The organism is Neoroseomonas soli, assembly GCF_018129065.1.
Taxonomy (GTDB): Bacteria; Pseudomonadota; Alphaproteobacteria; order Acetobacterales; family Acetobacteraceae; genus Neoroseomonas; species Neoroseomonas soli.
Genome location: NZ_JAAEDM010000080.1, coordinates 1 through 20,142, shown reverse-complemented (window position 1 = coordinate 20,142; position 20,142 = coordinate 1). Strand labels below are relative to the sequence as shown.

Genomic DNA, 20,142 nt, shown 5'->3' with positions numbered 1-20,142 from the left:
CGGTTTCCGTTCGCCTCGGCTCACGAACACCGCTCCAGGCCTTTGTTCTTGCGAGCATCTTCACCCGATCAGGTGAGTCCACCTGATCGGGATCTGCTCTAGCCTTCCCGCTCGGCCAGGAAGCGGGCGAAGGCGGCGAGCGCCTTGTCGCTCGCATGGTGCTCCAGCCCCTCGGCATCCTCCTCGGCGGTCTCGGCATCGAGCCCGACCGCGATCAGGAAGCGCACGACCAAATCGTGCCGCGCCTTCGCAGCGGTCGCCATCGTCTGGCCCTCCGCGGTCAGGAACAGCCCGCGATAGGGCTTCGTCTCCACCAGCCCGTCCCGCTGCAGCCGGCCCACCGTCGCGGTGACCGTAGCCTGGGACACGCCCATGCGCCGGGCGACGTCCACCGCGCGCGCCTCCCCTTCCTCCCGCAGCAGGTCGGCGATCAGCTCGACATAGTCCTCGGCCGTGGCCGTGCGGTCGGCCTCGCGCTGGAGGGCGAAGCGGGCGGCCTGCTTCTTGGCGGGCGGCAGGGGGCGTGGGGTGCTGCGACGGGTAGGCAATGTCCAGGATTCCGAATCAAGCCCACTTGATAGCCACCCGAACAGTTCTTAGCCTAGGCTAACTTTCGGAGACACAGCATGAACCCGCCGTCAGACGTCGCAGCCGAGGCCGCTGCCGGGCCGCCCAGCCTGCCGGAGGTGCATCGCAGCGTGCCGGTGCCGAATGCCGGTGGCTTCCTGCGCAAGCTCTTCGCCTTCATGGGGCCGGGCTACCTGGTGGCGGTCGGCTACATGGACCCGGGCAACTGGGCGACCGCGCTCGCCGGCGGTTCGGGCTTCGGCTACACGCTGCTTTCGGTCGCGCTCGCCTCCTCGCTGATGGCGATCCTGCTGCAGGCACTCTGCGCGCGCATCGGCGTCGCCACCGGGCGGGACCTGGCGCAGCTCTGCCGCGAGCGCTTTCCGAAGCCGGTCGCCTATCCGCTGTGGTTCCTCGCGGAGGTGGCGATCTGCGCCACTGACCTCGCGGAGTTGATCGGCACGGCCATCGCGCTGGAACTGCTCTTCGGCATTCCGCTGCTCTACGGCGTGGTCCTGACCGCGCTCGACGCCTTCCTGATCCTGTGGCTGCAGCACAAGGGCATGCGCTGGCTGGAGGCGCTGATCTTCGGCTTCATCGTGCTGATCTTCGGCTGCTTCGCCGTGCAGATCGTGATGTCGGACCCGGAATGGGGCGCGGTGCTGCGTGGCTACGTGCCCGCCTCCTCGATCGTGACGGACCGGACGCAGCTCTATATCGCCATGGGTATCCTCGGCGCCACGGTGATGCCGCACAACCTCTACCTGCATACCGCCGTGGTGCAGTCCCGCGCGTGGAGCCACGACGTCGCGGGCAAGAAGGAGGCGATCCGCTTCGCCACCATCGACAGCACGCTCGCGCTCTCGCTCGCGCTGCTGGTGAACTCGGCGATCCTCATCACGGCCGCCGCCACCTTCCACACCTCCGGCAACACGGAAGTGGCGGAGATCCAGGAAGCGTACCAGCTCATGACGCCGCTGCTCGGCGGCACGCTGGCGGCGACGTTGTTCGCGGTGGCGCTGCTGCTGTGCGGGCTGAACTCGACAGTCACGGCGACGCTTTCCGGGCAGGTCGTGATGGAAGGCTTCCTGCACATCCGGCTGCCGCCCTTCTTCCGGCGGCTCGTCACCCGCGCGATTGCCATCGTGCCGGCGGTGATCGTCACCTGGATCTACGGGGAATCCGGCACGGCGCACCTGCTGATCCTCAGCCAGGTCGTCCTGTCGATGCAGCTGCCCTTCGCGGTGATCCCGCTGATGATGTTCGCCTCGGACAAGGCGCGGCTCGGCGCGCTTGCCGCCCCGCGCTGGCAGGTCGTGCTCGGCTGGGGCTGCGCGGCGCTGATCGTGGCGCTGAACCTAAAGGTCCTGGCGGACGTGATCCTCGGTGATTGACCCGGGAAGCAAGGAAGACGGACGCATGGCATCGAATGGAGCCCGGGGGCCGCAGACGCGGCGGAGCCTGATGATCGCGGCGGCTGCGGTCGCCGCGGCGCTGCCGCGGGCCGCGCGCTCGGCCGGCGACATGACGCGGCAGGACCCGACGGAGGTCGTCGTCGAATTGGGCCGCCCCGACGGGCGGCACGCCTTCGAGCCGAACCGGCTGCGCTTCGAGACGGGGCGCCTGTACCGCCTCGTCCTCCGTAACGTGAGCCGCGACCCGCACTACTTCACCTCCGACGAGTTCGCCGCCCGCATCTTCACGCGGAAGGTGCAGGTCACGCAGGCCGGGCCGGACGGCCGCCGCGTCACCCTCGCGGAATTCAAGGGCACGATCCGGGAGATCGAGGTCTATCCGGGCCATGCCGCGGAGTGGTGGTTCGTGCCGGTGGCGACCGGCCGCATCACCGACCTGCGCTGCGGCATCGTCGCCGCGGATGGCCGCAGCCACGCGCAGCACGGCATGACCGGCGAGATCGAGATCGTCTAGTGTCCTGATTCCGAAATCCTGCGGACTTCGTTCTCAGGCCACTGGCCCTTGTTTTCAGTGGCCTGCTTGTCCGCTTCGTTCGCTGGAAATCCAGCGAACTTCGCGGGCAGGACACTAGCGACCGGCCGGCGAAGGGGACTTGAACGCTCCGGTGGCCGGAGGCCCCATATCAGGATCGGACGGCATCGGACTCACGGCATGGGCGCGACGACGAGACTGACCTGGCGCGTGGAAGGCATGGACTGCGCCGCCTGCGTCGCCAAGGTGACGCGGGCGGTGGAACGGCTGCCCGGCGTCTCGGGCGTCGAGGTCAACCTGATGGCGGAGCGGCTTTCCCTGTCGCTCGCCCCCGGCACGACGGCGGCCGAGGGCATCGCCCGCGAGGTCGAGGCGCTGGGCTATGCCGTGGTCCCGCTCATCGCGCGGCGCGGCCGCGCCGACGCGGTCCCGGGCGGCGGCCAGGACCATTCCGATGGCGATCGCCACAGCCATGACCACGGGCACGATCATGACCATTGCCGCGGTCACGATCACGGCGACGCGCACCACCACGGCCACGCCCACAGCCATGACCACGGCCATGACCACGACGACCCGGCCGAGGCCGGCCAGCCCTGGTGGCGGACCGGCAAGGCGCGCCTCGTCTGGCTGCTCGGCGCGCTGGTGCTCGGTGCCTATGTCCTCGCCGGCCTGCTGCCGGACCGCTTCGCCCACCCGGCTTTCGTCGTGGCGACCGCCCTCGCGCTGATCCCCTTCGCCCGCCGCGCCCTCGCGCTCGCCCGCGCCGGCAGCCCCTTCTCGATCGAGACGCTGATGTGCGCCGCCGCCGCCGGCGCCGCCGTGATCGGCGCGGCAGAGGAAGCCGCCATCGTCGTCCTGCTCTTCGCCGTGGGCGAGTTGCTGGAGAACGTCGCCGCCGGCCGCGCCCGCGCCGGCATCCGCGCGCTCGGCGAGCTGATGCCGCGCGTCGCCCTGCGCCTGCGGCCAGACGGATCCACCGAGCCGGTGCCACCGGAACGCCTCGCCATCGGCGACCTGGTGCTGGTGCGCCCCGGCGACCGCGTGCCCTGCGACGGCATCGTCGCCGAGGGCCGCTCCGCCCTCGACGAGAGCGCCGTCACCGGCGAGAGCACGCCGGTCGAGCGCGGCCCCGGCGAGCCGGTCCTCGCCGGCAGCATCAACGCCGACGGCGCCTTCCGCGTGCGCGTCACGCGCGCCGCGGCGGACAACACCATCGCCCGCATCATCCGCATGGTGGAGGAGGCGACCGCCTCCCGCGCACCCACGCAGCGCTTCATCGAACGCTTCGCCGCCTGGTGGACGCCCGGGGCGATGATCGTCTCCCTGCTGGTGATGCTGGTGCCGCCCTTCGCGCTGGGCTGGGACTGGTGGACCAGCATCTACCGCGGCCTCGCGGTGCTGCTGATCGCCTGCCCCTGCGCGCTGGTGATCTCGGTGCCGGCGGCGATGGCCTCGGGCCTGTCGGCCGGGGCGCGGCGCGGGTTGCTGGTCAAGGGCGGGGCGGCGCTCGAGGCCATCGGCGCGGCGCGCAGCGTCGCCTTCGACAAGACCGGCACGTTGACCCGGGGCCGCCCGCAGGTGACCGACATCCTCCCCGCCGCGGGGCTGGACGAGGCCGGGCTGCTCGCCTTGGCCGCCGCGGTGGAGGGCGGCTCCGCGCACCCCATCGCCGGGGCGATCGCCGCGGCGGCCGAAGCGCGTGGCATCGCCGTGCCGCCTGCCGAGGCGCGCTTCGCGCTTCCCGGCCTGGCCGTGGCCGGCACCGTGGCCGGCCGGCGCGTCACGGTCGGCAGTCCGCGCCACGCGCGGGAGGAGGGCGCGGCGCTCGGCGCCCTCGGGGCGACGGCGGAACGGCTCGAGGAAGAGGGGAAGACGGTCGCCGTCGTGGTCGTCGACGGCACGGCCGCCGGCCTGGTCGCCCTGCGCGACGAGCCGCGCGAGGACGCCGCTTCCGGCATCGCGGCGATCGCCGCGCTCGGCATCCGTCCCATTATGTTGTCGGGCGACAATGGCCGCACGGCGGGGGCGATCGCCGCGGCGCTCGGCATCGAGGCGAAGGCCGGGCTGCTGCCCGACGACAAGCTGCGCGAGATCGCCGCGCTGCGTGGCCAGGGGCCGGTGATCATGGTCGGGGACGGCATCAACGACGCGCCGGCGCTCGCCGCCGCCAGCGTCGGCGTGGCCATGGGCGGCGGCACCGACGTGGCGCTGGATGCCGCCGACGCCGCGGTGCTGATGGACCGCGTGACGGGCGTGGCGGAACTCGTGGCGCTGTCGCGCGCGACCATGGCCAATGTCCGGCAGAACGTCGCCGTGGCGGTGGGGCTGAAGGGCCTGTTCCTGGTCACCACCATGCTCGGCGTCACGGGGCTGTGGCCGGCGATCCTCGCCGACACCGGGGCGACGGTGCTGGTGACGCTGAACGCGCTGCGCATGCTGCGCTGGCGGCCGGCGGCGTGACTTCCCCTATGGCGCGCGAGGCGCCACGATCCGGGTGATCCCTCGCAACCGTCCCGGACCGCCCATGAATCTCGCCCGCTTTCCGCGCCTCCGCCTGGCCCACCTGCCGACGCCGCTGGAGCCGCTCGACCGGCTGTCGCGGCATCTCGCCGGGCCGGACGGCAAGGGGCCGAGGATCTGGATCAAGCGCGACGACTGCACCGGCCTGTCCACCGGCGGCAACAAGACGCGCAAGCTCGAATACCTGATGGCCGACGCGCTCGCGCAGGATGCCGACACCGTCATCACCCAGGGCGCCACCCAGTCCAACCACGCGCGGCAGACCGCGGCGGCGGCTGCGCGGCTCGGCCTCACATGCCACCTGCTGCTGGAGGACCGCACCGGGCGGCGCGACGATGCCTATGCGAAGTCGGGCAATGTCCTGCTCGACACGCTGCATGGCGCCGTGATCGGCCAACGTCCCGCCGGCGCCGACATGCCTGCGGAGATGGAGGCCCTCGCCGCGCGGCTGAAGGCCGAGGGCAGGCGCCCCTATGTCATTCCCGGCGGCGGCTCCAACACCGTCGGCGCGCTCGGCTACGCCAATGCCGCGCTCGAACTGCTGGCGCAGGCCGCGGAGAGCGGGCTGCGCATCGACCATGTCGTGCACGCGACCGGCAGCGCCGGGACGCAGGCGGGGCTCGTCGCGGGGCTGGTGGCGCTGAACAGCGGCATCCCGGTCCTCGGCATCGGCGTCGGCCAGCCGCGGGCGGTGATGGAGGCGAAGGTGCTCGACCTGGCGCGGGCGACGATGGCGCATCTCGGCCTGCCCGATCTGGTGCGGCCCGGGCATGTCGTGGCGAATTGCGACTACATCGGCCAGGGCTACGGCATCCCGACCGAGGGCATGGCGGAGGCCGTGCGCCTGCTCGCGCAGCTCGAAGGGATCCTGCTGGACCCGGTCTACTCCGGGAAGGCGATGGCCGGCCTGATCGACCTGGTGCGCCGCGGACACTTCGCGCCGGAGAGCAACATCGTCTTCCTGCACACGGGCGGGTCCGTGGGGCTCTTCGCCTATCCCGAGGCGCTGGCCTGACGCGGCACGTCGCGCCGTGCCCACGCGTCGGCGCGGCGACGAAGGAGGAAGCCGGCACGGCGTGGCGCAGCACGGCCGGCGTGCCTGCATGCGGCGTCCTTGCGGGAAGGTGCCGCGCTCCCGGCAGGCGCCGCCGGAGCGCACCGCGGAGAAGGTCGAAGGCGACCGGCACGGGTACACGCCGGCCACCTTGCCGCGCCGATGGGCCGGGGCTGGCCAGTCCCGTCGGCTGGTGCAACACTTCGGGCCAGATCCGATCGAGACGGCGGAGCGAGCCAGGACTCATGCCAGCGACCCGGTTTCGTAGAAGCTCGCGGGTGCGCCGCCGATGACGCACATCGCCGATATCGAGGTCATACCGGTCGAATATCCCGTCGCCGCGCCCTATGGATCCTCGCGCGGGCTGGTCCCGAAGCGCGGCGCCGGCATCGTGCGGCTGCTGACGGATGATGGGATCGAGGGCATCGGCGAAGCCTGGGGGCCACCGGCGGTGACCCGCGCCTATCTCGATGTGGTGAAGGCCCGCTTTGTCGGCGCGAAGCTTTTCGCGCAGCGCGGCGTGGCGCAAGGGATCCTCGCCAGCCACTACCATTTCGGGACGGCGAACGGGCTGATCGCACTGCTCGGCGGCATCGACATCGCGGCGCATGACGCGATGGGCAAGCGGCTCGGCGTCCCGGTGTCGGAACTGGTCGGCGGAAGACTGCGGGAGACCGTGCCCGTCTACGCCTCCGGCGGCTACTTCACGGCGGAAGACGATCAGGCCGCAGCACTCGCGCGGCAGGTGGAACGCGCGGCGGCGTCAGGCCACTTCGCGCACAAGATCAAGATCGGCCGCAACCCGAGGCAGGACGCGGAACGCTGCGCACTCGCGCGGCGCATCATGGGGCCGGATGCGATCCTGACCGTGGACGGCAACGGCAACTACACCGCCGATGGCGTGCTCGAGAGCATGCGGCGCATCGCCGACCAGGACATCCACTGGTACGAGGAACCCGTCGCGCCGCAGGACTGGGGCGGCTATGCGCAGTTGCGTGACCGCGCGCCGATCCCGGTGGCGACGGGGGAGGCGCATTACGCCCTGTTCGACCATCGCCGCATCATCGACGGGCGGTTGGCCGCGGTGCTGCAGCCGGACCTGACGCTCTGCGGCGGGTTCGATGTGGCGCGTACCATCGGCAGCCTGGTCTGCGCGGAGCATCTGCGGATCTCACCGCATTGCTGGGGCACCGGCGTCGGGTTGGCGGCCGCACTTCACTTCATGGCGGCGCAGCCATCCTATCCGGCAGGCGAGCATGTGCCGCTGCCCGCGATGCTGGAATACGACACCGGCGACAACGCCTTGCGTGACGGAGTGCTGGTGGAACCCTTGCGCTACGAGGCCGGTGCCCTGCGCGTGCCACAGGGACCCGGCCTCGGTATCGCTCTCGATCCCGCGGCCCTGAAACGCTTCGCGCCAACATGAACGCCACGGCGCCGCTTCTCGAAGTCCGCGACCTCTCGGTCGCCTTCAAGGGTGGCGCCATCCAGGCGGTGGACGGCGTGGACCTCGCCATCGGCGCGGGCGAGACGCTCGCCGTGGTGGGGGAAAGCGGGTCGGGCAAGTCCGTCACCTCGCTCGCGGTGCTGCGGCTGTTCGGGCGCGATGACGGTGCCGTCGCGCGCGGCCGCATCCTTTGGCGCGGCGAGGACCTGCTGCCGATGCCCGAGGCGACGTTGCGCCGCTACCGCGGGCGCGAGATCGCGATCATCTTCCAGGATCCCGGCGCCAGCCTGAACCCGGTCTTCCCCATTGGCGAGCAGATCGCCGAAGTCCTGCGCCGCCACAACGGCACGCCGAAGCGGGCGGCGCGGGCGCAGGCGCTGGATCTGCTGCGCGATGTCGGCATCGCCGACCCGGAGCGGCGCATCGATTCCTACCCGCACCAGCTCTCGGGCGGGATGCGGCAGCGGGTGATGATCGCCATCGCGCTCGCCTGCGCGCCGAAGCTGTTGATCGCGGACGAGCCGACCACCGCGCTCGACGTGACGATCCAGGCGCAGATCCTGCGGCTGCTGAAGGCGCTGCAGGCGCGCACGGGCATGGGGCTGTTGTTCATCACCCATGACCTCGAGCTGGTGGCGGACATCGCCGACCGGATCGCGGTGATGTACGCCGGCCAGGTGGTCGAGACCGGTCCGGCGGCCGAGGTGCTGGCACGACCTGCGCATCCTTATACGCGCGCGCTTCTCGAGTGCCGCCCGCATCATGATGCCGATGGCGTGGTGCGCTTCGCGCCGATCCCGGGCGCCCCGCCGCGCGGGATCTTCCCGCATGGCTGCCGTTTCGCGCCGCGCTGCGCGCTGGCCGAGGAAGCGTGCCGCGCCTCCGCCATCCCACTGGCGGCGGCGGCCGAGCGCCACGAGACCCGCTGCCGCCGCTGGGAGGTCCTGGCGTGACTTCGCTGGTCTCGCTACGGGATGTCTCGCGCCATTTCCCGCTGCCTCGCCGCCGACTGTTCACGCGGCCCGTGCTGCGCGCCGTGCAGCAGGTGAGTTTCGACGTCGCGCCGGGCGAGGTCGTTGGCCTGGTGGGCGAGTCCGGCTCCGGCAAGTCCACCCTCGGGCGCGTCGCGCTCGGCCTGCTGCCGGCGACCGAGGGCGCCGTGCTGTTCGAGGGCCAGGACCTCGGCGCGCTGCGGCCGGCGCAGATGCGTGCCATGCGCCGGCACATGCAGATGGTCTTCCAGGATCCCTTCGCCTCCTTGAATCCACGCAGGTCGGTCGGCGGCGCGATCGCGGAGGTCCTGGCCCTGCATGGCCTGCCGCATGGCGAGGCGGATGTTGGCGCCGCCCTGGCGCGCGTCGGGCTCGAAGCGGCCGACATGAAGCGGCGGCCCCGGCAGTTCTCCGGCGGGCAGCGGCAACGCATCGCCATTGCACGTGCGCTGGCGGTACGGCCGCGCTTCCTGGTCGCGGACGAGCCGGTCTCCGCGCTCGATGTCTCCGTGCAGGCGGGCATCCTGAAGCTGCTGCAGGAACTGCGCGGGGAACTCGGCCTCGCCATGCTGTTCATCTCCCACGACCTGACGGTGGTGGAGGCGATGGCGGATCGGGTGCTGGTGCTCTACCTCGGCCGCGTGATGGAGGCCGGGCCGGCACGCGAGATCTTCCGCGCGCCGCGGCATCCCTACACGGCCGCGCTGCTGGCTTCCGCCCCCGGATCGAAGCGGCCCGAGATGGTGCTGCAGGGCGAGATCCCGAGCCCCGCCTCACCGCCCTCCGGCTGCGTCTTCCGCACGCGCTGCCCCTTTGCGCTGCCCGACTGCGCGCGCGAGGTGCCGCCGCTGCGCAGCGTCGCGCCCGGCCACGAGAAAGCCTGCATCCGTGACGACCTCGCCCTCTAGCCTCCTCGTCATCGGCGGCGGCGGCTTCGTCGGAGGGGCCTGCGTGCGGCACCTCGTCGCGCTGGGCCATGCCGTGCACGTGGTGGAACCGCAGCGGCACGATACGCTGCCGGACGGTGCGCACTGGCTGCCGGGCGACATCGAGGACGCCGCCAGCCTGCGCGAGGCCATTGCCGCAGTGCGCCCGGACGCGATCCTGAACTTCGCCGCCTTTTCCGCCGGGCCGGTCGGCCTGGCGCGGTCCGGCGAGGCCGATCCGGAACGCGCGCTGGCGGTGAACCTGCTCGGTTTCCGGCGGCTCATGGAAGCGGCGGTGGAAGCGCACGTGCCGCGATTGCTGTGGTCCAGTTCGACCGTCGCCATCGGCCCGGTCGAGAAGGTCGGCGCGCGCGTCACGGAGGACGTGCCCTGTGCGCCGGCGACCACCTATGGGCTGACGAAGCACCTCGCCGAGCAGGCGGCGCTGTTCATGCGGCGTGTGCATGGGCTCGAGGTCACCGGCATCCGCCTGCCGCTGATCCTCGGACGGGGCCTCTGGTATGCCGGCGCCGCGGCGGCGCTGACGCGGCTGGTCGCCGCCGCCGCACCCGGCGCGGCACCCGGCGAAGCCCTGCCCGACACGGTCTTCGACGCCGCGCATGTGGACGACGTCGCCCGGCTCTTCGCGCACCTGCTGAGCGCGTCGGCGCCCTCGCCGGTCTACCACCTGGCGGGCTTCACCACCTCCTGGGCCGAGATTGCCGCGACGCTCGCCGCACTCGTGCCCGGCTATGCGCCGCGCGTCGTGTCGGCGCCGGGCCTCGTCTGGCCCCTCGTCAGCCAGGATCGCCTGGAACAGGATACGGGCTTCGCCTGCGTCCACGACCTGCGCAGCACGCTGCGCGACATGCTGGAGCACCGCGCATGAGCATCGAACAGCGTCTCAAGGACCTCGGCATCGCCCTGCCGCCGCCGCGACCGCCGGCATTCGGCTACGTGCCGGTGGTGGTCGAGAACGGCCTCGCCTGGGTATCGGGGCAACTGCCCTGGGATGGTGACGGGCTGATGGCCAAGGGCCGCCTCGGCGATGGCGTGGATGTCGAGACTGGCCGCGCCGTCGCGCGCTGTTGCCTGCTCAATGGACTCTCGGTGCTGCGGGAGGCGCTGGGCTCGCTCGACCGAGTGAAGCGCGTCGTGAAGGTGGTGGGATTCGTCAGCTCCGCGCCCGGCTTCTACGAGCAGCCGGCGGTGGTGGACGGCGCCTCCCGCGCCATCGCGGAAATCTTCGGCGATGCCGGCAAGCATGCGCGGTCCGCCGTCGGTGTCGCCGCACTGCCGCGCGACGTGCCGGTGGAGATCGAATTCGTGACGTCCGTCCTCTGAACCAGGGAGCAGGCACCATGACCGAGTTCACGCTGCCGCGGCGCACGGCGCTGCAACTGGCCCTCGGGTCGCTCGCGCTGCCCGGCATCGCCGAGGCGCAGCAGGCGCAGATCGATCCGCTGCTCTACGGCCCGACGCCCGAGAACGCCCGGCGCGGCGGGCGGATCACGGTCGGCAGCCTGGTGGAACCGCCGGCGCTCGACCCCTTCCGACAGGCGGCCGATGCGCGCATCCGCGTCTCGCCCCTGATGTACCAGGGGCTGTTCTTCGAGGATCAGTCCGGCGTCCCCCGCCCGCTGCTGGCCGAGAGCGCGACCGCCGCGCCCGACGGCAAGTCCTGGACCTTCAGGCTGCGGCGCGGGGTGAAGTTCCACACTGGCCAGCCGATGACCTCGGCCGACGTGAAGTATTCCTACGATTTCATGCGCAACGCGGCGAACGGCTCGCCGGGCGCGGGGGATCTTTCCTCGGTCACGAGCATCGACGCCCCCGACGACTTCACCGTGGTGTTCAACCTCTCGCGCCCGAACGCCGCGCTGCCGATGACGCTGACGAACAAGTACGGCGCCGTGGTGCCGCGCGGCTTCCTCGACGACGCCAATTCCGGCACGCGAATGAACGAGATCTCGGTCGGCACCGGGCCGTTCAAGCTCAAGCAGTTCCGCCCCAACAGCACCCTCGTCTTCGAGCGCAACCCGGATTACTGGCAGCCGGGCCTGCCGTACCTCGATGAGATCACCTTCGTCACCATGCCCAACAGCGCGGCCATGGCGGTGGGGCTGCAGTCGCGGCGGATTGACCTCGCCATGTTCTCCCGCCCGCAGGACACGCAGGCGCTGGCGAACGCGCAGGGCGTGGAGGTGCGGCGCTGGCCCTCGCTGAACCAGAAGACGGTCGATCTCGACTGCAAGTACAACAACCTCGGCGACGTGCGGGTGCGCCAGGCGATCGCGCTGGCGATCGACAAGAAGACGGTGATGGATGCCTCGATCTCGGGCTACGGCACCGTGATCGGCACCATCGTCGCCGGCATGCAGGATGCCTGGGGCGTGCCGCTGGACCAGTTGGCGAACCAGCGCGTCGACCTCGACCGCGCCAAGGCGTTGCTGGCGGCAGCCGGCCATCCGAACGGCTTCGACATCGATCTGACGACCATCATCGGCTACGACTGGATGGACGCTGCTGCGGTGACGATCGCGGAGCAGCTCCGCCGCATCAACATCCGCGTCAACATCCGCAAGCTCGAGCTCGGCGTCTGGATCCGCAACTTCCGTGCGCGCGAGATGGGCTTCACCTTCAACGACTGGGGCACCACGCCGGACCCCAGCCTGCTCTACTACCGCCACTTCCGCGCCGCGCCCGAAGGCGCGGACTTCCGCAACTGGAACCATGCACGCGCGAGCGCATTGCTGGACCGTGGCCAGGAGACCGCCGACCCCGCCGCGCGCCGCGCCATCTACGCCGAATTCCAGAAGATCCTGGCGGAGGAAGTGCCGACGATCATGATGTTCTCCTCCGACGTGCTGACCGCCAACCGCACGCGGCTGAAGAACTACGTGCAGCACGGCACCGGCTGGTATTTCGGCTTGGTGAAGGCCTGGGTGGAGGGCTGAACCAGGCATGGCCGGGTTCCTGGCGCGACGGCTCGGCGCCGCGGCGATCGCGGCGCTGCTCTCGAGTCTCGCGGTCTTCCTGATCATGCGGGCGGTGCCGGGGGATATCGTCGGGCAGATGCTCGGCCAGTCCGGCGGCGACCGCGCGGCGGAGGAAGCGCTTCGTGCCTTCTTCGGCCTCGATCGCCCGCTGTGGTCGCAGTTTGCCGACTGGTTGGGCGCGGTGCTGCGCGGGGATCTCGGGCGGTCCTGGTACCAAGGGCGGCCGGTCGGCGTGATGGTGTGGGAAGCCTTCCTGGTCACGCTCGAACTCGCCGTCGCGACGCTGGTGCTGGCGACACTGATCGGCGTGCCGCTCGGCGTCGTCGCCGGCATCACGCAGGGCTCGCGGCTGGATCGCGCGATCCAGTCCTTCAACCTGGTCGGGCTCTCGGCGCCGGTGTTCTGGCTCGGGCTGATGTTGCTGGTGGGTGCGAGTGCGGCACTCGACTGGTCGCCGCCCTTCGCCTGGTCCGGTCCGCAGGAGGACCTGGCCGACAACATCTCGATCCTGGTCCTGCCGGTGATCTCCCTCGCGGTGCTGCAGGCGGCCGCCTACAGCCAGTTCGTGCGCGGGCTGATGATCGAGGAACTCGGCAAGGACTACATCCGCGCCGGCCGCGCCAAGGGGCTGACGCCGGCGGAACTCTACTTCAAGCACGCGCTGTCGAACGTGATGATCCCGCTCGTCACCTTCATGGGGCTGATCCTGGTGCAGATCCTGGGCGGCGTGGTGGTGATCGAATCCCTGTTCTCGCTTCCCGGTCTGGGGCGGCTGATCCTCGCGGGTATCCAGGGGCGCGATTACCCGGTGGTGCAGGGAGCGCTGTTCTTCGTCGTGATCATCGCGACCACCATCAACCTGGTGGTGGACCTGCTCTACGGGCTGCTGGACCCGCGGCTGAAGCCATGACGGCGTGGCGTCTCGGGCTGGTGTTGCTGGCCTTCTTCGCGGTGTTGATCGTGGCCCCCGGCTGGGTGGCGCAGCAGTCGCCCTTCGACCTTGACCCCGCGCGCGCCCTGCAGCCGCCGAGCGCGGCGCATTGGTTCGGCACGGACGATGTGGGCCGCGACGTCTTCGCGCGCGTCATCCACGGCACGCGCATCACGCTCGGGCTCGTCACGCTCTCGCTGCTGATCGCAACGGCGATCGGCGGCGGGCTTGGCATCGTCGCGGGCTTCGCGGGGAAGTGGTTCGACCTCGCAGCGGGGCGGCTTGCGGACATGGTGCAGACCTTCCCGCCCATCATCGCCGGCGTGATGATCACCGGTGTGCTCGGACCCGGGGCGATGAACCTCGTGCTGGCGCTGGCCGTGATCTACGTGCCGACCTTCTTCCGCATCGGGCGCTCCGCCGCGTTGGCGGAGGCGCAACTGACCTATGTGGAAGCCTCCCGCGCCGCGGGCTTCACGGAAGGCTCCATCCTGGTTCGCCAGGTGCTGCCGAACGTGCTGCCCGTGCTGGTGCTGCAATACGTCATCATGTTCCCGCTCGCTTTGCAGATCGAGGCGGCGCTCGGCTTCCTGGGCCTCGGCGTTGTGCCGCCGACGCCGGACTGGGGCGCGATCCTCGAGCAGGGGAAGAATTTCATCCTCGTCGCCTGGTGGATGTCGCTGTGGCCGGGGTTGTTCGTGTTGCTCTCGGCCGCGGCGATGACGCTGATCGGCCAGGGGCTGAGGGAGAAATTCGGCCGATGATGCGTCTCGCGCTGTTCGAGGAAACCCTGGAAGGCGGCACGCTCGCGCTGCCGCGTGCGGTGCACGGCCTCTACGTGCGGGCGGGCGCGGTCGCTCTCGACGGCACGCCGCTTGCGTCGGATACCGCAACCCTCGCCACGGGTGCGGCGACGCTGTCGGGCGCGGGCGAGGTCTGGCGCTTCGAGGTCGCCGACGTCGCGGAACTCACTGCGCCGCACGAATACGCGTGCCTCGTCCTCGCGCACCCGCTGCCGCGCGATCCTGCCGCACCCTTCGTGCTGCGCCTGGACCGTGTCGATTTCCCGCCCGAGGGCGCGACGCCGAAGCACGGCCATGCCGGGCCGGGCATCCGTCGCCTTCTCAGCGGCCGGCTGCTCGCGGAGGTCGGGGAAGAGGCCCACCGCATCGACGCGGGCGGCGCCTGGTACGAAACCGGCACCGATCCTGTCATCGGCCGCGTCATGGCCCCCGGCAGCGCCTTCATCCGCTGCATGGTGCTGGATGCGGAAATGCTCGGCCGCCCGACCTTCCGCGCCTGGACGCCGGAGGACGCCGTGAAGCCGCGCAGTGCCTCCTACCGTCTTTTCTTCGACACCCTCACCGCACTGGATGCCGCATGACCGCGCCGATCTGGGAAGGCCTGACGGCCGAGGAACACGAATACCAGTACAACCCGCAGCGCAGCGTGCCGGACCACGAGGCCGCCCGCCGCCGCCGCGACCCCGCCAATGCCGCCGCGCTCGCGACGCTGAAGCCCGAGACCGACATCGCCTTCGGTCCGGGTGCGCTGCACCGGCTCGACCTTTTCCGCCCGCGCGGGGCGGGGCCGCATCCCGTGCACCTCTTCTTCCACGGCGGCTACTGGCGGGCGCAGGACAAGCGGAACTTCGCCTTCCTCGCCCCCTGGCTGGTCGAACGCGGCGTGATGGTCGCGACGATGAACTACGATCTCTGCCCCACCGTCACGCTGGATGGCACGGTGGCCTCCGCGCTCGCCGGGCTTGAATGGGTCGCGAAGTCCATCGGGCAGCATGGCGGCGATCCCGCCCGCATCACGCTGTCCGGCCATTCCGCCGGGGCGCACCTGGTCGCGGCCTGCCTCGCCACGGACTGGACGGCGCGCGGCCTGCCGGCGGATCTGGTGAAGGGCGCGCTGATGATCAGCGGCATCTACGACCCCACGCCCGCCATGCGCACCAGCGTCAACGCCGACATCCGGCTGACGGCGGAGATCGCTGCGCGCCACGACTACGAGGCGCTGCCGCCGCGTGCCGCCTGCCCCGCCTGGGTCATGGCCGGCGGCGACGAGCCCGAGCACTGGATCGACCAGTCCGTCCGCTATGCGCGGCATCTGCGCCGCCACGGGCTGAAGCCCGGGCTCATCGTCACGCCGGGTCAGCACCACTTCGATATCCTCGACCAGTACATGGACCCGCGCAGCGATGTGCTGCACGTGCTCGAGCGCCTGCTGGAGTGAAGCAGGCTTCGGCGCGTTTCGGCCGGCGGCCGAATGGTTGCGCCTCGCGGTTCGGCGCCCCCCGCCGGGCACGCTTCCGGCTCGCAGCCGAGCTGGAAGCGTGCCAAGGGCGTTGCTCCTGCGCTGTCCGGGGGGGGAGTGACGGACTTCGCTGTCGCCGGTCGCCCTACCCCGCCTCCGCCGACACCATGCCGAAGGCGCGCTCCAGCCCGGCGAGGAAATCCTCCCGCCTTATGCTGTCGGCGAGCGTCGCACTGATGGCCGCATGGCGCGCCGGATCCGCCGCTTCGTGCAGCACCCGCGCGAGGTCGGGCGCCGAGCCGCGCCGGAAGTGCAGGCCGTCCAGCCCCGGCCGCACCTTTTCCGCCATGCCGCCGATGTCGGAGACGACCAGCGGCGTGCCCGCGCGCATCGCCTCCTGGATCACCACCGGCGAGTTCTCCCACCAGATCGAGGGCACCACCACCCAGCCGACGCCCTGCATCAGGTGCAGCACGTCCTCCTGGTCGTATCGGCCGAGGAAGGAGACCGCCGGCCCCGCCTGGTCGAGCGTCGGCGCAAGGGCCGGGAACATGCGCAGCACGTCGTCCCGCTCGCACCCGAAGATCGAGAGAGCAAGTTGCGGTGCTGCCCGCAGCGCCAGCGCGAAGCCGCGCAGCAGCACGTCGAGCCCCTTGAACGGCGTCGGCTGGCCGAAGAAGGCGAAGTGGCCGGCCATTCCGGGCTCGGCCCCGACCCGGCGCGGAGAGCCGGCCAGCGCGTCGCCGAGGTAGTTCTCGAGCACCACCTCCTCCGCCGCCGCAAGGCCCCAGTCGCGGAACCGTCCCCGCAGGAAGGCCGACGGGTAGATCACGGCGTCGAAGCGCCGCAGCACATCGAGGAAGGTCGCGCGCCGCAGCGCGAAGTGGCGCGGGGCCCTGTCCGGGAAGCAGGCGGCGCAGCGCGTCGGCGACGCGGCGCGGCAGGGTTCGCGCCCCTGCGGCCGGATCATCTGGCCGTGATTGGCACAGATCGCGAGCATCTCATGCAGCGTCACGGCGAAGCGCGCATCCGGCCGCGCCTCCATCAGCTCCGCGGCGAGGTCGATGCCGACGCGCCAGAGGTGGTGGAAGTGGAACACCCGCACCGGCTGGCGCGCGAGGAAGCGCACCAGTTCCCGCCGCGCACCGATGTCGGCCCAGAACAGGCGGTCCTCCTCCATGCCCTCGGTGGAAAAGAGGTACTCGTCCGGCCCGTGCGGCAGGATCGGCTCGGGGCCGAGACCCGGCTCGGCCGCGGCGACGAGGATGGCGCGCTGCCCGGCCCCCCGCAGCGTCTGCACCTGGCGATAGGCGGCGGTCTCCCCGCCGCCCTTGGAGAGATCGGGATGGGCGTGCGCGACCACGCAGACCGGCGCAGCCGTGCCGGGCTCCGGCGCGAGCACCCAGGAGGCATCGACGAGGTTCATGCCGTGGCCGCCCTGCCGAAGGCCGGTGCGGCGCCGCGCCACAGCGCCGCCAGGTGCTCCGCGATCAGGTGCCCCGCAGCGCCGGCGGCGCGCTCGGGGCGGACATGGACCTCGCGCCCGTCGCTCCAGTCCTTGAGCATCCGGGCCATCCGCCCGAAGGTCTCCGCCCCGTCCGGCGTGCCCGCGGCGGCGGCGAGGCGCAGCAGCGGCGCCAGCGCCGCGCCACCGATGCGATGGGCGAAGAGTGCCTCCATCCCGTCCTCCAGCAGCGCCTCGGCGAGGGCGGGGGGATCGACCGGCACCAGGGCGGCGCGGGCGTAGGTGCCGCGCCGTACCGTCGCGGCGAGATCGAGGCCGGTGCGCGTGGGAATGCGGCCGCGCTGGAGGAAGACGTCCGCCGCCGCCGCCGCGGCCTCCCGCGGGCCGAGCACCAGCACCTCGGCGGCGCGGCGCTCGATCTCCGGAGCGGCGAGGAAGACGAGGCGGGCGGCGAAGGGGTCGTCCACCGCGTGCAGCACCGCCACCACCGGGGCTTCCGGCGGTGGCGGCGCGGTGGGCGGGCTTTGGGCGGCGAAGGCGCGGTCGAAGGCGGCGCGCCGCGATTCGAGCACGCCGCGCAGCCAGCCGAAGCCGTCCGTCGGCTCGCCGGCCGCGCTGAGGTCCTGCAACATCCGCAGGAAGCCGGGCGCCGGGTGCAATCGCGGCGTGGTGCGGAACCACGTGCCGCCCTCTGGTCGCCGCAACTCCACCAGCAGGTCGAAGGGGACTGCCGCCGGAGCCTGATCGGCGGGGTGCAGGCAACCGTAGAGGGTCACGGCGGTCTCCCCGTACAGCGGCGGCGGGCCCTCCAGCAGGGTGGCGCGGGGCCCGTCCTCCCCCGGCAGGAGTGCGACCGCGCGCAGCGTCTCCCCGCGCGCGAGGGGCCGCGGGAGGGTGACGGCGACGGCGCATTCACCCAAGGGCGAGGCAATGGCATCCATCCGCGCAAGGCCGTGCTGGTCCCGTGCCGAAGGCTCCAGGGTCGGGACCGCGGCGATCCAGCCGGCGAAGGCGTCCGGCAGCAGCAGCGTGGCGAGGCCTTCGTCCCGCGCTGCGGCATCCAGCACAGCGAAGGCCATGTCCCAGGGCAGGCGCGCCAGCACCTCGGCCACCGGGGCGCCGAGCCCCTCCCGGGGCAGCGCGAAGGCAAGGGCACCGGCGCCGAGGGCGAAGCCTTCCATCCCCGCCGGCCCGCCCGCGCGACCGGCGATGAGGATGAAGCCCTGGATCACCCGGTCCTCGCCCGGCGCAGCGGTGATGTCCGGCCTTTCGTGCCGAAGGTCGAGCAGGCTCTCGAGCGGCAGGCCGTGCGCGAGCAGCCAGAGGTCCGGGGCCTCGCCACCCCGGTTCCAGGCGATCCGGCCCTGCACGAAGAGGTGGCGGCCGCCGGTCGGCCGGACGCACTCGATTGCGACTTCGATGTCCTGCCCGATCCGAAGCTTCATCCTGGCCCCCAGCAGCGCCGCCGATCTTCCGTCAGGCGCGGTGGTTCAGGAAAGCCCTGGCTGAATTGTTCGCCGTCAATTCCGCGCCAAAGGCGAAAATCCTGGAGTCATTTCGCCGGATGGCGCGTTCCCGCCAGGGCTGCGCGCAGGGCGCACACGGCACCGATCACCCTGACAATCAATTCAGCCGCCTTCCCGCCGGGCGCGCAGGGTGCACCCATCCGCTGGCATGGGTTCTTCCGGCAGAGGTGACCGATACCGCCGACATGTGCCGGCACTCTTCGGGCCGGCAGCGTTCAGCCGATGGTCACCCGGTCTGCCGTTCGAAGGCTGCCGTGACTGCGCGCACATGCTCCGGCGCAGCCGGGCCGCCGGGGTGCGCCTGCAGGGTGAGGTAGCGGCGGAGATCGGCCTCCGCCGCGGCGGCGTAGTCGCGGCCGGAGAGATCGGGCAGCCGCGCCAGCCCGTGCTTCCGGAAGGCCTCGATCGTTGCCTCCAGGTCGAGCCAGGACACGCCGAGATGCGGCAGTTGCGCGCCCGATCGCTCATCGGCCGCAGCGCTGCCGAGGTACCGCGTGCAGCCCTCGAGCAGCGCGAAGGTCGTGGACCGCGGCGCGACGACGCGGCAGAGGCCATGCACTTCCCCGTTGTCGCGCCGCGGCAGGATGAAGGCCCGGCTCATCATGCCCGCGCCGAGCAGCTCGGTCCCGTGGCAGGCGGAGCCTTCGGGGAAGACCACCGCCTCGGCCTTGCGATAGTGGTCGAGCTGCGGCGTGAAACGCCATTCCTCGGGGCGGAAGACGGTGAAGCCCTCGGCTTCCAATCGGCGTTCGAACCAGGCCTCCCCCAGCACCATGCCCTGCGGCGGCAGGGCGGAACGCGAGACGTAGAGCCGTCGTGGCCGCGCCGTGCCGCCGTGCAGCGCATCGAGGCGCGGGCCGCACCAGCGGGCCAGCGCCGCGAGGTAGCCGGGCTTCGGCCCGCCGACGAGGTCGGAACCGGCCTCGATGACGTGCAACCGCTCCACCACGGTGTTGCGGTTGACCACCCGCACATCATCCGGCCGGACCTCGAGGAAAGTGAGGATCTCCTTCACGAAGCCGGGGAAGTCGGCATAGGCCGGATGCGGGTTCCGGCCTCGGGTCGAGACGAAGACCAGCGGGAAGCCGAGGCCCCGCATCCGCGCCGGCAGGATGCGGTGGACCATCTCCGCCATGAAGTGCCCGAAATGGTCGTAGATCGGGCCGGCATAGACGTGTTCCCCGCGCAGCACCTCCTCGTAGGCCTCGCCGGTACGGAAACTGTCCACCGGCCGGTGGCCGCGGGTGTGGCGCAGCGGCGCGTCGGCGGCATCCGGCAGCACGGGGCCGCCGCGGAAGCCGTCCGGGAAGCGGACTATCGGCCAGTCGAAGACCTGCACGCGCGCATCGTCGATCGCGCGGCAGGCGAGGGATTCCAGCATCGCCGGGCGGGCCCCGTCAGGCTACGTGGCGCAGCGCGGCGTCCGGCACCGCCAAGGCCCCGGCCAGCGCCGCCGCGCCGCGTGCCCAGCCACGCTCCGCACCGCTGGCCGCCGCACCCGCG

General features: G+C 71.7%; 18 protein-coding genes. 14 read left to right on the top strand and 4 right to left on the bottom strand.

Annotated features, from left to right (window positions below; genetic code table 11):
• Positions 1-98 precede the first annotated feature (98 nt).
• Positions 99-548: a manganese-binding transcriptional regulator MntR gene (gene mntR, locus GXW76_RS20880; RefSeq protein WP_211864036.1), complete on the bottom strand. Its 450-nt coding sequence runs from the start codon at positions 546-548 to the stop codon at positions 99-101.
• A 78-nt stretch (positions 549-626) separates the two neighbouring features.
• On the opposite strand from mntR, the gene GXW76_RS20875 reads away from it, so the two are divergent.
• From GXW76_RS20875 to GXW76_RS20810, 14 genes are all read left to right on the top strand, one after another.
• Positions 627-1,961, top strand: coding sequence for an Nramp family divalent metal transporter (locus GXW76_RS20875; protein ID WP_211864035.1), 1,335 nt, complete (start codon positions 627-629; stop codon positions 1,959-1,961).
• 25 nt (positions 1,962-1,986) lie between these two features.
• A complete protein-coding gene (locus GXW76_RS20870) occupies positions 1,987-2,496 on the top strand; it encodes a cupredoxin domain-containing protein (protein WP_211864034.1) in 510 nt (169 codons plus the stop codon).
• A 198-nt stretch (positions 2,497-2,694) separates the two neighbouring features.
• Positions 2,695-4,977: a heavy metal translocating P-type ATPase gene (locus GXW76_RS20865; protein WP_246514574.1), complete on the top strand. Its 2,283-nt coding sequence runs from the start codon at positions 2,695-2,697 to the stop codon at positions 4,975-4,977.
• A 64-nt stretch (positions 4,978-5,041) separates the two neighbouring features.
• The gene (gene cuyA, locus GXW76_RS20860) at positions 5,042-6,052 is read left to right on the top strand and encodes a D-cysteate sulfo-lyase (RefSeq protein ID WP_211864033.1); all 1,011 of its coding nucleotides are present in this window, start codon (positions 5,042-5,044) and stop codon (positions 6,050-6,052) included.
• Between the two features lie 328 nt (positions 6,053-6,380).
• Positions 6,381-7,517: a mandelate racemase/muconate lactonizing enzyme family protein gene (locus GXW76_RS20855; RefSeq protein ID WP_211864032.1), complete on the top strand. Its 1,137-nt coding sequence runs from the start codon at positions 6,381-6,383 to the stop codon at positions 7,515-7,517.
• Complete coding sequence (locus GXW76_RS20850; RefSeq protein WP_211864031.1) at positions 7,514-8,491, top strand: ABC transporter ATP-binding protein; 978 nt, start codon at positions 7,514-7,516, stop codon at positions 8,489-8,491. Before GXW76_RS20855 ends, GXW76_RS20850 begins: the two co-directional genes overlap by 4 nt.
• Entirely contained in the window at positions 8,488-9,438 is a 951-nt protein-coding gene (locus GXW76_RS20845; protein ID WP_338151007.1) for an ABC transporter ATP-binding protein, read from the top strand. Before GXW76_RS20850 ends, GXW76_RS20845 begins: the two co-directional genes overlap by 4 nt.
• Positions 9,419-10,345, top strand: coding sequence for an NAD-dependent epimerase/dehydratase family protein (locus tag GXW76_RS20840; RefSeq protein WP_211864030.1), 927 nt, complete (start codon positions 9,419-9,421; stop codon positions 10,343-10,345). Before GXW76_RS20845 ends, GXW76_RS20840 begins: the two co-directional genes overlap by 20 nt.
• Entirely contained in the window at positions 10,342-10,800 is a 459-nt protein-coding gene (locus GXW76_RS20835) for a RidA family protein (protein ID WP_211864029.1), read from the top strand. Before GXW76_RS20840 ends, GXW76_RS20835 begins: the two co-directional genes overlap by 4 nt.
• Positions 10,801-10,817: 17 nt before the next feature.
• Positions 10,818-12,413 carry an ABC transporter substrate-binding protein gene (locus GXW76_RS20830; protein WP_211864028.1) on the top strand — a complete coding sequence of 532 codons (1,596 nt, stop codon included), beginning with the start codon at positions 10,818-10,820 and terminating at the stop codon, positions 12,411-12,413.
• Between the two features lie 7 nt (positions 12,414-12,420).
• Complete coding sequence (locus tag GXW76_RS20825) at positions 12,421-13,365, top strand: ABC transporter permease (protein WP_211864027.1); 945 nt, start codon at positions 12,421-12,423, stop codon at positions 13,363-13,365.
• Positions 13,362-14,150, top strand: a complete 789-nt coding sequence (locus GXW76_RS20820) for an ABC transporter permease (protein WP_211864026.1) — start codon at positions 13,362-13,364, stop codon at positions 14,148-14,150. Before GXW76_RS20825 ends, GXW76_RS20820 begins: the two co-directional genes overlap by 4 nt.
• Positions 14,147-14,770, top strand: coding sequence for a cupin domain-containing protein (locus tag GXW76_RS20815; RefSeq protein WP_211864025.1), 624 nt, complete (start codon positions 14,147-14,149; stop codon positions 14,768-14,770). The genes GXW76_RS20820 and GXW76_RS20815 overlap by 4 nt, the downstream gene beginning before the upstream one ends.
• Positions 14,767-15,627, top strand: a complete 861-nt coding sequence (locus GXW76_RS20810) for an alpha/beta hydrolase (protein WP_211864024.1) — start codon at positions 14,767-14,769, stop codon at positions 15,625-15,627. Before GXW76_RS20815 ends, GXW76_RS20810 begins: the two co-directional genes overlap by 4 nt.
• 166 nt (positions 15,628-15,793) lie before the next feature.
• Here GXW76_RS20810 and GXW76_RS20805 read toward each other — a convergent pair whose 3' ends face one another.
• From GXW76_RS20805 to GXW76_RS20795, 3 genes are all read right to left on the bottom strand, one after another.
• The gene (locus GXW76_RS20805; protein ID WP_211864023.1) at positions 15,794-17,074 is read right to left on the bottom strand and encodes a glycosyltransferase; all 1,281 of its coding nucleotides are present in this window, start codon (positions 17,072-17,074) and stop codon (positions 15,794-15,796) included.
• On the bottom strand, positions 17,071-18,558 hold the full coding sequence (locus tag GXW76_RS20800; protein WP_211864022.1) for a hypothetical protein: 1,488 nt from the start codon (positions 18,556-18,558) through the stop codon (positions 17,071-17,073). The genes GXW76_RS20805 and GXW76_RS20800 overlap by 4 nt, the downstream gene beginning before the upstream one ends.
• 307 nt (positions 18,559-18,865) lie before the next feature.
• The gene (locus GXW76_RS20795; protein WP_211864021.1) at positions 18,866-20,020 is read right to left on the bottom strand and encodes a glycosyltransferase 61 family protein; all 1,155 of its coding nucleotides are present in this window, start codon (positions 20,018-20,020) and stop codon (positions 18,866-18,868) included.
• Positions 20,021-20,142: the final 122 nt, after the last annotated feature.

Bases quoted from the DNA above. Each gene is read 5' to 3' on its own strand.
- GXW76_RS20870 (WP_211864034.1), top strand. From the start codon at position 1,987: ATGGCATCGAATGGAGCCCGGGGGCCGCAGACGCGGCGGAGCCTGATG.
- GXW76_RS20825 (WP_211864027.1), top strand. From the start codon at position 12,421: ATGGCCGGGTTCCTGGCGCGACGGCTCGGCGCCGCGGCGATCGCGGCG.
- GXW76_RS20800 (WP_211864022.1), bottom strand. From the start codon at position 18,558: ATGAAGCTTCGGATCGGGCAGGACATCGAAGTCGCAATCGAGTGCGTC.
- GXW76_RS20820 (WP_211864026.1), top strand. From the start codon at position 13,362: ATGACGGCGTGGCGTCTCGGGCTGGTGTTGCTGGCCTTCTTCGCGGTG.
- GXW76_RS20850 (WP_211864031.1), top strand. From the start codon at position 7,514: ATGAACGCCACGGCGCCGCTTCTCGAAGTCCGCGACCTCTCGGTCGCC.
- GXW76_RS20810 (WP_211864024.1), top strand. From the start codon at position 14,767: ATGACCGCGCCGATCTGGGAAGGCCTGACGGCCGAGGAACACGAATAC.
- GXW76_RS20815 (WP_211864025.1), top strand. From the start codon at position 14,147: ATGATGCGTCTCGCGCTGTTCGAGGAAACCCTGGAAGGCGGCACGCTC.
- cuyA (WP_211864033.1), top strand. From the start codon at position 5,042: ATGAATCTCGCCCGCTTTCCGCGCCTCCGCCTGGCCCACCTGCCGACG.
- GXW76_RS20830 (WP_211864028.1), top strand. From the start codon at position 10,818: ATGACCGAGTTCACGCTGCCGCGGCGCACGGCGCTGCAACTGGCCCTC.
- GXW76_RS20875 (WP_211864035.1), top strand. From the start codon at position 627: ATGAACCCGCCGTCAGACGTCGCAGCCGAGGCCGCTGCCGGGCCGCCC.
- GXW76_RS20805 (WP_211864023.1), bottom strand. From the start codon at position 17,074: ATGAACCTCGTCGATGCCTCCTGGGTGCTCGCGCCGGAGCCCGGCACG.
- GXW76_RS20865 (WP_246514574.1), top strand. From the start codon at position 2,695: ATGGGCGCGACGACGAGACTGACCTGGCGCGTGGAAGGCATGGACTGC.
- GXW76_RS20835 (WP_211864029.1), top strand. From the start codon at position 10,342: ATGAGCATCGAACAGCGTCTCAAGGACCTCGGCATCGCCCTGCCGCCG.
- GXW76_RS20855 (WP_211864032.1), top strand. From the start codon at position 6,381: ATGACGCACATCGCCGATATCGAGGTCATACCGGTCGAATATCCCGTC.
- GXW76_RS20795 (WP_211864021.1), bottom strand. From the start codon at position 20,020: ATGCTGGAATCCCTCGCCTGCCGCGCGATCGACGATGCGCGCGTGCAG.